This window comes from Serratia sp. (in: enterobacteria) (assembly GCF_051654945.1).
Taxonomy (GTDB): Bacteria; Pseudomonadota; Gammaproteobacteria; order Enterobacterales; family Enterobacteriaceae; genus Chania.
The window spans coordinates 150,451-161,734 of sequence record NZ_JBOFZA010000081.1 but is presented as its reverse complement, the minus strand read 5'-3'; the positions used below and the strand labels follow the sequence as shown (position 1 = coordinate 161,734).

General features: G+C 53.3%; 8 protein-coding genes. 2 read left to right on the top strand and 6 right to left on the bottom strand.

Going from position 1 to position 11,284, the window contains the following annotated elements; all coding sequences use genetic code 11:
* Positions 1-266: 266 nt before the first annotated feature.
* The 3 genes from ACRDCA_RS17120 to ACRDCA_RS17110 all read right to left on the bottom strand — a co-directional run bounded on the left by ACRDCA_RS17120 (position 267) and on the right by ACRDCA_RS17110 (position 4,274).
* Positions 267-1,223, bottom strand: a complete 957-nt coding sequence (locus ACRDCA_RS17120) for an NAD-dependent epimerase/dehydratase family protein (RefSeq protein WP_438690616.1) — start codon at positions 1,221-1,223, stop codon at positions 267-269.
* 213 nt (positions 1,224-1,436) lie between these two features.
* Complete coding sequence (locus tag ACRDCA_RS17115) at positions 1,437-2,192, bottom strand: winged helix-turn-helix domain-containing protein (protein WP_438690615.1); 756 nt, start codon at positions 2,190-2,192, stop codon at positions 1,437-1,439.
* A 684-nt stretch (positions 2,193-2,876) separates the two neighbouring features.
* The gene (locus tag ACRDCA_RS17110; RefSeq protein ID WP_438690614.1) at positions 2,877-4,274 is read right to left on the bottom strand and encodes a NarK family nitrate/nitrite MFS transporter; all 1,398 of its coding nucleotides are present in this window, start codon (positions 4,272-4,274) and stop codon (positions 2,877-2,879) included.
* Positions 4,275-4,627: 353 nt separating this feature from the next.
* Here ACRDCA_RS17110 and narX point away from each other — a divergent pair, with 353 nt between their 5' ends.
* Together narX and narL are read left to right on the top strand one after the other, a co-directional pair.
* Positions 4,628-6,412, top strand: a complete 1,785-nt coding sequence (narX, locus tag ACRDCA_RS17105) for a nitrate/nitrite two-component system sensor histidine kinase NarX (RefSeq protein ID WP_438690613.1) — start codon at positions 4,628-4,630, stop codon at positions 6,410-6,412.
* A 9-nt stretch (positions 6,413-6,421) separates the two neighbouring features.
* Positions 6,422-7,072, top strand: a complete 651-nt coding sequence (narL, locus tag ACRDCA_RS17100) for a two-component system response regulator NarL (protein WP_438690612.1) — start codon at positions 6,422-6,424, stop codon at positions 7,070-7,072.
* Here the strand turns inward: narL and ACRDCA_RS17095 are convergent.
* The 3 genes from ACRDCA_RS17095 to ACRDCA_RS17085 form a co-directional block, all read right to left on the bottom strand.
* On the bottom strand, positions 7,069-8,865 hold the full coding sequence (locus ACRDCA_RS17095) for a YchO/YchP family invasin (protein WP_438690611.1): 1,797 nt from the start codon (positions 8,863-8,865) through the stop codon (positions 7,069-7,071). The two genes, narL and ACRDCA_RS17095, sit on opposite strands and share 4 nt — an antisense overlap.
* A 391-nt stretch (positions 8,866-9,256) precedes the next feature.
* Positions 9,257-10,210 carry an HTH-type transcriptional regulator Cbl gene (cbl, locus tag ACRDCA_RS17090; protein WP_438690610.1) on the bottom strand — a complete coding sequence of 318 codons (954 nt, stop codon included), beginning with the start codon at positions 10,208-10,210 and terminating at the stop codon, positions 9,257-9,259.
* 298 nt (positions 10,211-10,508) lie between these two features.
* Positions 10,509-11,204: a gamma-glutamylcyclotransferase gene (locus ACRDCA_RS17085; protein WP_438690609.1), complete on the bottom strand. Its 696-nt coding sequence runs from the start codon at positions 11,202-11,204 to the stop codon at positions 10,509-10,511.
* Positions 11,205-11,284: the final 80 nt, after the last annotated feature.

Here is an 11,284-nt window from a genome sequence, read left to right as displayed (position 1 = left end):
GTAAGAAGTTGCCAAGTGACATTGCTCAATCTGCGGTCAGGCTACTAATGCCCAGCAGGGCGTAACTTGATTGCGATCAAGGGAATCAGGGAGGGAAAGAGCGGGGAATGCTGGAAATACCACTAAAGGATGATAGGTTAAAATTACGCTATCGTACTGTATTTAAACAAAAATAATAGATTTAAGCCAAAAAACGCCTGCTGAAAAACAGGCGACAGATATTTGGGGGTAGTGCAGGAAAAGCACCGTACAAACGGCTTTGAACCTCAGCTAAATTCGTGCCTTACCGTTTGCTCAATCGCCAGGCTGAGTTCGACGGGGGCGACAAAATGTGACGGTCCATTGGAGGTAAACTGGGCCGTGGCACAAAACTTTTGTACCTTGGCGCGGCTGATGGCAAATTTATGGCGGCTGACCTTACCGGCTAAATCAAGCAGTGCCACACCGCACATCCCTGGCCAATAGGGGATATGAATAAACCTGTCTTCTCGACCGAGAGCGGTGGCCACGCCCTCAATAAGCTGGTTCATGGTGAGGTCCGGCTTATCGGCATAGTTGCTGATCTGGTAATCGGCCTGCCGATCGAGCACATACTCCAGGTGAGCCGCGATATTTTCAACATAGGCCATCGACTGCCTGTTGTTACCGTCGCCGATCATGACGTAACGGCCGCTGGCGATCCGGCGGCACAGATGATAAAAATGGCCACGATCGCCTTCGCCAAACACGGGCGTTGGGCGAATAATCGTCAGCTTGTTACCCGCACCCGCGTGACGCCAAGCTTGATAAATCAACTCCGCCTGCCGTTTTGACTTGCCGAAACGATCGGCAGGAACAAGAGAACCCTCCTCCCCGGTTTCCTGCTCCACTACACCATAGACGGCCACCGACGAAGTGAACACGATTTGCTTGATTGCCAACTCGACAGCGACATTGCACAGAGTGCGCGCGCCTTCGACACTGACCTGACGATCAAGCGAGCGGGACCTCCTTTTATCCCGATGCGTAGCCGCCAGATTGATCACGGCATCGCAACCTGCCAGCGCCTGTCGCAGGCTTTCTGGCTGAGTCACATCAGCATAGTGGTACCACTGAGCAAAGCGTTGGCTCTCTTTGAGGTCGATGATCTTCAGTGCCAAATCACTACGGGTACTCAGGCGTTTCACCAGGCGCGTGCCAATAAAACCAGAGCCACCGATAATAGCTATTGTGCGTTTACCCATTATTTACCACCCAGTCAGTTTCCCTACTCTATTTTTCCACATGAAAAATACGGCAAAGGGTCGTGGCTAGACTGGGCAATTCATCTTGAGGATTCAAATAACAAATAATAAAATAGTATTTTTCGGTAATTATAAAGCCAAGCTAACATGAAATTACGTGTTCAACTTACTCTTTTGAAGGCTCATAACTTAAAGAGGTACAGGTGAAAACGGTTAAGGAGCACGGCAGCTCACCCTGATTTCCTTGCCCTGCCCCTCCTGATAGATACAGTTCAACGCCTGTGGCCGGGCACTGGTGCGCAGATCCAATGACAGTACCAGACGGGCATTGTTTACCCGCTCATGCTGCATGGCTGGCTTGGCTCGGCTGCCTAACGCATAGGACAATAGCGATACCGTCAGCAACGAAATAAATACCGCCAAATAGTTCACTATTCTGTTCCTGCGGATCACCTGCGCCCGTTGCCCCGTGCGGTTTAATGTCGGCTTTAGTGATGGATAACTTTCCGCAACCGTGATGTTATCGACAATTTCAGCCTCTCTCTGGTAAATTTCATCCGCTTCGACAGCGTCATTATCTTCATTTGCGCACGACTCCTTATTAATACCTTTACCGTGATTTTCTGAAAAAATGGTGCCCGCAGGCAAGGCAGGCTCCGTTTCAGATTTAAAATGAAAAATCGTTTTATTATCCACCTTATAACCAAGGCGAGGAATAGTTCTGATCAGGGTATGCTCAGCATCACCAATTTTTTGGCGAATAGACTTAATCGTTTGATTTATTGTAGAGTCTGAGCAATAGGTGCCCTTCCAGATATTCTCTATAATTTCCGCACGGCTCACCAACTCTGGCGATCGGTTAACCAGCAGAGAAAGTATCTGAAACTCTTTCCAACGTAACCGGGTGTTTTTTCTATTGGGTATGATCACCTCAAGATTTTTGATTTTTATTTCCCTTTCAGCGCTCATTTTTCATTCCCTTTATGAATTCACAAAGTCTTCTTTGTATAGAAGTATGAAAAAATGTTCAAGGCATTAAATATAAACTCTAACGGCTAAATTTTCTTTATATTTCACCTTAATTAAAATCATCAATTTCACCGTTTTAGATTTTGATTTTTTGCCTAATCGACACGCAAAAATTTATGCTGTAAAAAGCGTCTGTTTTTTACGATGCGCAGAAAAACAAAATCACAACTCAATGATAGTAATCAATAAAATAACCAGAAGCACATTTTTTCAGCGCCAGATGAAATCATGAAACCCGCCCAGCGGGCACATTTCACACGTTAACCTGTTGCTTGACGCAGACATAAATCAGCTGGCAGCAGACCTTGGGCGTTTTCTTTTTCTATGGTGCTGAAAAATGGTGCGCCCACTTTCCCGATCAGGGAAAAACACGTCTGGTCACTCATCGGATAAGATTGTACCCCTAAAAATGCAGAGATTTATCCTGCAATCGGTTGTTTATAATAACCAGGATTTTGAAAAGAAGAGGTTGGTTACTGGAGGATATCCATGTAATGAAACCGCATTATGGATAACAGTGAAAATATCACACCAAAAAGGCTCGCCCCTGAATTACCAATAAAATACCCTGAAGAGTTCAAAGAAGAAAACACTCCCCGGCAAGCCAGGGAGTGTTAGAGGACATTAACGTGACGCTTTTTTACGACCGTAAACGCCCCAGGTCACCACAACACACAGAATATAAAACACCAGGAAGATCTTCATCGCCCCGGCCGGTGAGCCCGTCAAGGCCAGCGAAGTACCAAACGCCTTGGGAATAAAGAACCCCCCTGCCGCACCAATCGCCGAAATGAAGCCCAAAGCGGCTGCCGAATCAGTGACCGCCTCGCGCTGCGCCAACTCATCGCTTCCCCCTTCAGCTTTTACTCTGTCCACGGTGATCTTGCGGAATATCACGGCAATCATCTGGAAGGTTGAACCACTACCCAATCCGGCAGTGAGGAACAACACCATGAACACGCCATAGAAGGCGATAAACGAGCCTTGATGCGCGCTTCCCGGCAAAGTCAGGAATAACAAGGCAGCGAAAATGGCCATGACGATAAAGTTAAGCAGCGTTACCCGAATACCGCCAAAGCGATCGGAAAGCGCCCCGCCCACCGGACGAGCCAGCGCCCCAAGGAACGGCCCGAAGAAGGCGTAATGCAGGATCACCACGTCCGGGAACTGGGTTTTCGCCAGCATGGCAAAACCGGCCGAAAAGCCGATAAAAGAGCCAAAGGTCGCCAGATACAGCAGGCTCAGCACCCACAGGTGACCTCGTTTCAGTACCGGCAACTGTTGGCGTAAAGACGCCTTGGAGGCTGCCAAGTCGTTCATGCCGAACCAGGCCGCCAGCGTCGCTACCAGCAGGAAAGGCACCCAAATCCAGGCGGCGTTCTCCAACCACAGTTGGCTACCGTCCGGCTGTACTTGGCCGGTGCCGCCCAGGAAACCAAACATGGCGAGCGAGATGGCTAACGGAGCCACCAGTTGCATCACGCTGACGCCCAGATTTCCCAGACCACCATTCAGACCCAGTGCACCGCCCTGCTTCGCTTTCGGGAAGAAGAAGCTGATGTTTGCCATGCTGGAAGCAAAGTTGGCCCCGGCAAAACCGCACAGCAACGCAATAATAATAAAGACGTTAAACGAGGTGGTCGGATCCTGCACCGCATAGCCCAACCACAGGCAGGGTACCAGCAGGAAACAGGTGCTGATGGCTGTCCAACGACGGCCACCAAACATCGGGATCACAAAGGAGTAAGGCACGCGCAGGATAGCACCGGAAACCGAGGGTAATGCGGTCAGCAGGAACAGTTGATCGGTAGTAAAATTAAAGCCCACCTTATTGAGATTGACCGCCACCGCGCTGAACAGCATCCAGACACAGAAGGCGAGCAACAGGCAAGGTATGGAGATCCACAGGTTGCGGCGAGCAATGCGATGCCCGCTTTGCTGCCAGAACTCGCTGTTCTCAGGTTGCCAGTCCTGAATAACCGCACCTGTTTTTCTTGTTAAAGGCGTTGCAGATTGCGACATAATAACCTCAGAAACACAGTGATAATTGCGCCCACCCTAGATGATCCCCGCAAGCGGTAAAGTTGATGCAAATCAACCAGCAAGCAGGTAACCCACAGCGGAAAAACCTCATACATCCCTTAGTGAGTAGCCCATCAAGGCCAGCTAATCTATTGCTATTCAGCAGCTTATACCTCAGCAACGCTTAAGGTTTGGCTGATAGGCAAGCAGCCGGAAACTAAGGGGTACTTCGTTAGGGGTATGGGGTTATGCCGGGGGATAAGGAAAAATGGCGGCTATTGACGTCATTTGGCCGCCGGAGTGGCTGGTAATTCCCCCTCCGGTTTGCGCTGCTGTATGGGGATGCGTATTCGATGAAACGCTTGCTGGCTCCGCTTTCCATCGTTAACCAGGTAGCTCTGCTTATGCTACTGCTGGGGGTGCTGGGTATCGCCGGAATGAGTACTTCTGCCTGGATGTCGCAAAGCATTCAGGGCAACGCGCATGCCATCAACAAAGCGGGTTCGTTGCGCATGCAGAGTTACCGTCTGCTGTCTCAGGTGCCTCTGGATGCCCACAGCGACATCCTGATGCTGGGCCTGGATCAGGATGAAACCAGCCGCGACTTGCAGCAGGCGCTGGAGCGCGAAGGGCTGACCCCGCAGTTACGGACATTACGTGATTATTGGCTCAACCAGCTGCAACCACGACTGCGACAGGCGCAACGCCCTGCCGATGCGGCTCCTCAGGTAGCCCACTTTGTCAGCCTGCTGGACAAGCTGGTTTCCGATATCGATCACCAGACCGAACGGCGTCTGCTGATGGTGACGCTGGTTCAGGGGGGCTTTATTGCCCTGACGCTGTTGCTGCTGGTGGGCACCATCTGCTACCTGCGCCGCCGTTTATTGCACCCGTGGCGTCAGTTGGTGGCCATGGCGCTGGCGGTGGGACGCGGCGATTTCAGCAGCCGCTTCGCCCAACGTGGGCATCAGGATGAGATGTCTTCCCTGGGTGCCGCGCTGAATACCATGTCCGATGAGCTTTCCACCATGTACGCCAGGTTGGAACAGCGCGTCGCGGAAAAAACCGCCGACCTGCAACAGAAAAACCAGATGCTGAGCTTCCTGTATCGTACCAGCCGCCAGTTGCACACCAGCGAGCCGATCTGTAGCCGCCTGACGCCGATCCTCAACCAGTTATCGACGCTGACGCCGCTGCACAGCATCCAGGTACGGCTGTATGAAAATAATAGCCAGGAGCAGTTTTTGCAGCTGAGCGGTAACCAGCCGTTAAGACCGGAGTATTGTCATAACCCGGTGTGCAGCGCCTGCTTGAGTGAGCATCAGCCCCATCATCAGGGGCATCCTTCGCTTAGCTGGAGCCTGAGTGACCAACTGGGCAATTATGGCGTCGTTGTCGCTCAACACGCGCCAGACCAGCGGTTAAGCGATGAGCAATGCCAATTGCTGAATACTCTGGTAGAACAGTTGACCAGCGTACTGGCGATAGAGCGCCAGGTTGACCACCAGCAGCAGTTGATGTTGATGGAGGAACGCGCCGCGATTGCCCGCGAGCTGCACGACTCCATCGCTCAATCCCTCACCTGTCTGAAGATGCAGACCAGTTGCCTGCAAATGCAAGGAGAGGAACTCCCTCCGGCCAGCCTGGCGTTGGTGCAGCAGATGCGGGAAGAGATCAATACTGCCTATCGGCAGTTGCGTGAACTGCTGACGACCTTCCGCCTGCGCCTGACCGAACCCGGCCTGCTGGCGGCGTTACAGTCTACGGTACAAGAATTCAATCAGCGGCTGGGGATTGCCATCGAGCTGGATTATCAGTTGGGCCCGCGTAGCGTACCGGCTTATCAGGCGATCCACCTGCTGCAAATCACGCGCGAGGCGCTGAGCAATATTCACCAACATGCGCAGGCTAGCCAGGTGACTATCCGCGTAATGCACCAACAGGGCGAAGTCAGCCTGAGCGTCAGTGATAATGGTCGTGGCCTGCCGGATATCAGCGAACGACCCGATCACTATGGCCTGATCATCATGCGCGATCGCGCCAAAAGCCTGCACGGCCAGTGCGAAATCTTGCCGTGTAGCGGCGGCGGCACCGAAGTCCGGGTGACGTTCCGCCCGGATAACCCAGCTATCGAATAAGGAAAGAGTATGACGACCGAAGAAGCTGCCACCATACTGCTGATTGACGACCACCCCATGTTGCGTAACGGCGTCAAACAGCTGATTAGCATGGATCCGCAACTGCAAGTCATTGCCGAAGCCAGCAACGGTGAGCAAGGCGTGGAACTGGCGGAACAGCACGATCCTGACCTGATCCTGCTGGATCTGAATATGCCCGGCATGAACGGCCTGGAAACGTTGGATCGTCTGCGTCAGACCGCCCTTTCCGGCCGCGTGGTGGTGTTCAGCGTTTCCAACCATGAAGACGACGTGGTGAACGCGTTAAAACGCGGTGCCGATGGCTATCTGCTCAAGGATATGGAGCCAGAAGAGTTACTCAAGGCGCTGCATCAGGCAGCGGCAGGGCAAATGGTGCTGAGCGAAGCGCTCACCCCAGTGCTGGCTGCCAGCCTGCGGGAAAACCGCCCGGCAACAGAACGCGACATCCAGCAGCTAACCCCGCGCGAGCGCGACATCCTCAAGCTGATCGCACAGGGGCTGCCAAACAAGATGATCGCCCGCAAGCTGACAATCACTGAAAGTACCGTCAAAGTGCATGTAAAACATCTGCTGAAGAAGATGAAACTGAAATCCCGGGTCGAAGCCGCCGTCTGGGTGTTGGGCAATAAAAAAGATTAGTTGCCCTGCGGGTGCAACGGCCCGGTAACCGCCGGGATGGCCGGTGGCTGTAAGGTTTGCGGCGGCGGTAACCCAGGTTCCCCTTCGACAGACAAGCTCAACGGAGCGGCAACCTGTAGCGTGATCCAGTTAGAGGTGGCTTTCTGCTGCTTTTCATCCTCAAGGGTGACGGACAGTTGGTAGTGATTACTGGCTCCTGGCGTCTCATCCCATGCTGGCACCGTCAAGGTCCAACCCTGTGGATCGTTGCTGTTGGCTGGCGGCGTCAGGCTGACGGCCTGAGTATCCCCTTGCCAGTTAACCGCAGCGATCTTGTTGGCCGCTTTGATTTCCAGCACCAACGGCAGCGTTTCCCCGGCATTCAGGTTCCATGACGGCGTTGCCAGAAACACCTGCAGCGTCTTGCTTTCGCGGAACTCCAGCACCGGCACATTATTACGCTCGATGCTATCGTAGCGGCTACCGCGCAACGATTTGGCCTGCTCCACATAATAAGGGGAGATCTGCTTGATCAGCGGCACCCCCAGGCGGTAACTCATCGCCAGTTCGACTTTGTCCTGAGTGTCGCCTGCATTATCCAGTTTGTGCAGGGCTTTGACCGTGACCAAAGGAACCGGCGTATAGTTGAGCCCCACCTGCATCGCGCTGGGATCGGTTTGTTTATTGCCATTGCCTAACAGATCGACGCTGGCGCCGCGATACTGTTCATAGCTCAGTGATGCACCAAGCTGGCGATAAAAAGGCAGATAGCCTTGGGTGGTAATGTCGTAGCCGCGCGCCGGACGGCCAAGGAACACGGCATTATTGGCCTGTTGGGTAAACGACGACAGCGGATGGTAATAGTTGGCCGACAAGCGGAGATAATCCCCCCAGGCTTCGGCACCGATGCTGCCGCGGTTATGCTGACTCTGGAAATCACTGTCGAGCACGGAGTTATAGCCCAGCAGCCAATCCCCTACCACCCAGCGCTGCCCCAGGCCAAAATTACCTTGTGAGCCGTTGGCCTTTTGCAGATACCCCACCTGGCTGTATGTCAGCAGACCATCCACGTCATACAGCGGGCTGAACAACTGGCCACTGCTGCCGGTGAAATCGCCTTCGGGCGTAACCGCCAGCGACAGTTTGGCGGTACCCAGTGGCGAAAGTAGCTCCTCAGTCTGCTGCTGTAGGGCCGAGCTGGCCTGGTTGGTCAGATAATCTTTGGTACCGGCGCGCGCCCGCTCGCTGGATAGCTGGTTAAGATTCTGCTCTGCCAGCTTTTTCGCCCGCGTAGCCCACTCTTTTTCCCGTTCGGCATCGTTGACGCCAGCGCTGCCCAGTTCCGGCAGGTCTTGTGCCGGGTTTGGCTTGGCCTTTACTTCACTGACCTCTGCAACCGGAGTTTCTGCCACGGGTGCTGGCACTGGGATATCTGCCGCATTGGCTACCGCTGGCGGGGCAATTGCCTCAGCCTCTGCCGCTGGCGTTACCGTCTGGGCTTCTACTACCGTTGGCGCGTCTTTCTGAGCGGGTATTGCTGCTACCGGCAGTACTTCCTCCTGAGCTGGTGCCACTTTTACCGGCGGAGCTTCCTTCTGAACCTCTGCTGTCGCAACCGGTGGCGCTTTAGCCAGATCGTCAATCACGCTCGTCCCTTCCGAGGGAGCGTCCACCGTAGCTTCTGCTGCGCTTTGCGCCACTGCCGGCGGTGCTTCCGCCTGGGCGTTAAACGCCATTACTGGCAAGGCCAATAGCCCGAGCAAGCGCGTGCTGGATAACAACTGTGACACCTTTTGCCGCATAACCTTTGTCATAACTACGTTTGCCTTCCGTCTTCCTTGCCGCATGGCAAACTCACCTCGTTGACGCTACCGTTCCGGCCGGTAGAAAAAAACTGTCGCACAGCATAATGCAACCTGAGGCATTAGCCTAAGCGATCGACAAAAAGAAGCCATCGGAAAAACCTGTAATCGGCAACGCCAGCCATAAAAAAGACGCCCGGGCAGCACATTCCACCATTGGGGCAAACGTGCTGCGCGGACGCCTGTTGAAGTTTTCGTGGCTATTTTACAACTCACTAGCAGCTTGTATGCCAGTTTGCCAACCCACAGATACTAAAATGTTCTTGCCGTACAATCTGTAACCTACGCCTCACTTTTGCACAGAGATGTGGCATTCCTTGCACCATTCAGGCGCATAACAGCCTCAGATCTGATAGTCGATGACCTGCTCCAACTGGTCGGAGAACACTTTCTCTTTAATTTCCGTGAGCGACAAGGTGGGATTGCATAGCTGGATAAATTGCCAGGTATAGTTACGTTGTAACTGACCGCGTTTCAGGCCCAGCCAGACGGTATTAGGCTCGAACAGATGTTCGGCATTGAGGTTCACCAACCCACGATCGCGCTCTTTTTCAAACGACATATCGGCCAGAATGCCCACCCCCAGCCCCAACTCGACGTAGGTTTTGATAACGTCAGAATCCTGGGCGCTTAGCGCGATATCCGGTGTCAGCCCTGCGGCCTTAAATGCCGCATCCAGCCGTGAGCGCCCGGTGATCCCCTGACGGTAGGTAATCAACGGCAAGGTACTGAGCATTTCCAACGTGACCTGCGGTTGGCGTGTCAGCTCGTGGCCCTCCGGCACCAAGATGGCATGATGCCAGCGGTAATAAGGGAAAGCGGCCAATGACTCTTCGCTCATCAGGCGTTCACTGGCGATACCGATATCCGCCTCGCCACAGGCCAGCATGGCGGCAATCTCCTCTGGACTGCCCTGGTTCAGCACCACGCGCACCTGTGGATACAGCGCGCGAAACTCCTTAATCACCCCCGGCAGGCTATAGCGGGCCTGGGTATGAGTGGTCGCAATATGCAGTTGGCCAGCGTCTTTACTGCTGAACACGTCGGCCAGGCGGCGGATATTATTGGCATCATTAAGGATACGTTCCGCCACCACCAGCAGCTCTTTGCCCGGTTCGGTCATGCCTAATAATCGTTTGCCACGGCGGATAAATATCTCAATCCCCAGCTCCTCTTCAAGTTCGCGAATATGGCGGCTGACCCCGGATTGCGAGGTAAATAATGCATTAGCCACGTCAGTCAGGTTGTAGTTGCAACGCGCTGACTCACGAATGATTTTTAATTGCTGAAAATTCATTCCGTACCCTTCTCTCCCCAATAGCGTTAACAATATTGATACGGAGTCTGTTCGGGCAGAACAAATAAGCAATACGCTTTACTTATAGCTTTTAATGCTAAGTGCATTTTTTATCATTAAAAATTCATCTCTGATGTTGGTGAAAATATAAATGGCTTATGAATTAACAAGATAAATAACCATTAACTTATTATGGTTAACTGAGTTATGCAGTAAAAAGTTATTACCTAGAGGGATTAGATATATAAACGCGATGATTTTTGGGCGCGGAATACCACGCCCTGATGGTGATGGAGGGTTAGGCCGTGGCTTCGCCACCTATTGGCCCCGAGGTGTTCTGCTGCAACCACTGGCGTACATAGCCGACCAGATCGCCAATGCAGTCATCCTTCATACCGTAATTTTTCAGCTCGTTATCCAGCGCAAACAGATACTGCGCGTTAGTACCCAACGGGCCGCTGGCGCTGGCAATCAACGGGGCGATCACCTGATGGCTGGTATCCGCTTCAAACAGTGGATGCTGGGGGTTCATCACAAACACCAGAGCGGTCACTACGGTGCCGTCGTCCAGCGTCAGGTCACACCAGGTTGGCAGGTAGCAACCGGTGATCATCTCGCGCTTCCACAGCAGTTCCAGCTCTTCGCGCAGCTTATCTTCCGGCAGGCGAAACGCCAGGCCAGTGGTTTGCCCTCCTTCCTGTAGCGCCAGCATGCGCCCAGGCTGATGCAGCGTACCCCGCCCAGCGGTTAAACGCAGACAAAATGCCCGATGCCAGCCTTGCAGCGTCGCCGGGCGTACTTCTTCGGATTCAAATACCGGGTTCCACATCAGCGAGCCATAGCCAAAAACCCATACTGGGCTATTGCCTCGCCGCCTGGAGAGCGTACATGTCAGTGAGGCCGAGCGCTGTTCCGGCGTCAGCAACAGCGACTCTTCGATGGTGCCGAAAGCCGTTTTGCAGTCTGCTTTTTGCAGAAAATCTCGAGTTAACACCTAATACAACCTCCTGGGAATAGGATTGCCCTAAACCCTGCGCCACTGTGTCTGTAATTTGCTTTGGATACGGGCGTGTA